At 35.6% G+C, this 1,143-nt stretch carries 1 protein-coding gene; it reads right to left on the bottom strand.

The features are described 5' to 3' along the window. Window positions 1-30: 30 nt before the first annotated feature. Window positions 31-984 carry an IS110 family RNA-guided transposase gene (locus AC2A07_RS19650; RefSeq protein WP_484051796.1) on the bottom strand — a complete coding sequence of 318 codons (954 nt, stop codon included), beginning with the start codon at window positions 982-984 and terminating at the stop codon, window positions 31-33. Between the last annotated feature and the right edge of the window lie 159 nt (window positions 985-1,143).

The following is a 1,143-nucleotide window of genomic DNA, read 5'->3' as shown; positions in this document are numbered from 1 at the left end:
CGGAATGATCTGTGTTAATATGCAAGTTATTTAGCAAAAATCTGCCTTATACTTTTCTTTGCTTTTTCCAATAGCAAATATCTGTTTTATCAGTTTGTTGGCAATGGCTATTTTTATGACACGTTCGGGTTTGCCCTTTGCTTTTAATCTTTCATACATTTCCTTACATTTGGCATTCCACCTTTTTGCACTCCAGCTGCATAGATATAAGAGTTTTCTAATTTGAGCTTTCCCCATTTTGCAGATATGACCTCTGCCTTTTACACTCGTTCCGCTTTGATAGATTCGGGGGCTGAATCCCACAAAGGCAATTAATTGTTTATAATGATCAAACTTCTCAAAATTATCTGTAATCAGACACATCATCATCGCTGTTTGCTTTCCCACCCCTGGGATACTCTGGAGATTTTCCATTGTTTCCGAATATTCTTCCAACGAAAGCCTGTCCATTTCTTTCTCTAGTTTCAATATTTTATTTCCTAAATATTTAATGGAATTATTAATCTCCATTTTTAAAAATTTATCCAAAAAACCACTCGAATGAAAAGCTTCCAATTGTCTTTGATTCTGATGAACCTGTTTTAACAACATTTCTTTCCGACTATACAATTGGCGGAGTTTATTGGCGTTTGCACTCGCCGGATTCCACTTCCTCAATTCGTATTTTTCTGCATATTCCGCAATGGTCTGTGCATCTTTCTTGTCCGTTTTTGCCCGATAAAGATTGGTCTGCGAAAATCGTTTGATCACCAAAGGATTCACAACGCAAACCTGTATATTCATCTTATTTAGAAACTCAGCCAGAGGAAGATAGTAACTTCCTGAAGCTTCCATCACAACCCAATCTTCCGCATTCAACAGCTTTAATAATTTTTTAAAACCCGAGAGCTTGTTCTCGAAAACTTGATGTCTCCATCTTTTGTCTTGAGAAAAACTAACATCAAATGTTTGCTTACTAATGTCAATTCCTATAAATTTACACATATAAATTCTTTTTACCGAGAAGAAATACTACACTGGCTTATCTATCCTAAATGCAGGCTTAATAACCTAATGATCTGTTCAAACTTTTGTAGTAAAGGGTAAAGGATCTTACATTCCGTGCTGTCTGCGAGACTAATGACAATTTGTAGATTTTTTCTT

The organism is Chryseobacterium sp. HNCC26DJ238 (assembly GCF_057180465.1).
The sequence above is the reverse complement of the archived record's forward strand: the minus strand, read 5'-3'. Positions and strand labels throughout refer to the sequence as shown.

Excerpts from the sequence above, each read along its gene's own strand:
- AC2A07_RS19650 (WP_484051796.1), bottom strand. The coding sequence starts at position 984 with ATGTGTAAATTTATAGGAATTGACATTAGTAAGCAAACATTTGATGTT.